At 70.9% G+C, this 728-nt stretch carries 1 pseudogene; it reads left to right on the top strand.

The features are described 5' to 3' along the window. Positions 1 to 336 precede the first annotated feature (336 nt). Positions 337 to 728: pseudogene (locus B8460_RS15640) on the top strand (hypothetical protein); the annotation flags it as partial.

Raw genomic sequence — 728 nt, 5'->3', positions numbered from 1 at the left:
GGCCGTGGCAGGCGGAGAGCGGCACGATCCGTCACCGCGCGGCTGATGCGCGATGCGCACGGCTGCGACTAAACTGCTGCGGTCGATGGAAAATCCGGTCCGCCCCCCGCACGGTCCTTGAGCGCGGCCGTCGTCGGGGGCACATTCGGCCACGCTTCAAGAGAGCGTGGCGGTCATGTGCCTGGTCCGGCCATCGGTTCGGCCCATCCGGTCCGGCCCTGTTCGTCTCGCCTCTGCTCGTTTCTTTCAGGTCGGCGCGCCCCGTCGTCTTCGGTGGGCGCGCCCGACTGCAACACGTGCCGGCGCGTGCCGTCCGGTGCCAGGAGCCTCAACTGGATGTGGCGCAAAGCCCTGATCGGCCCCGTTGTCGTTGGTCCCGCCGTCGCGCTGATCCTGCTGCTGCCGGGGTGCGCCGATTTCGGTGACTTCCTGGGCGACACGTTCACCTATGACACCAATCCGAACCTGCCGGCCGGCAACTCGGAGAACATGAAGCGCGTCATGGGCGCCGATGTGCCGGTCGGTGTCCTGCAGACCGAGCCGGGCAACGTCTGGCCGACCGGGGTCGAGACCGCGCCCACGCTGCAGGAGCTGGAGCAGGAGACGAACGGCGCCGTGCCGCCCGCCGCCCCGCCGCCCGACATGAGCCGCTACATGCCCGGCACGACGACCCCCGGCACCGCGCCGCCCGCCAGGGGCAAGGGCGGCGCGCATGGCAAGGGGACGAC

The sequence above is a fragment of the Acidisphaera rubrifaciens HS-AP3 genome (genome assembly GCF_000964365.1).
Taxonomy (GTDB): domain Bacteria; phylum Pseudomonadota; class Alphaproteobacteria; order Acetobacterales; family Acetobacteraceae; genus Acidisphaera; species Acidisphaera rubrifaciens.
The sequence above is the reverse complement of the archived record's forward strand: the minus strand, read 5'-3'. Positions and strand labels throughout refer to the sequence as shown.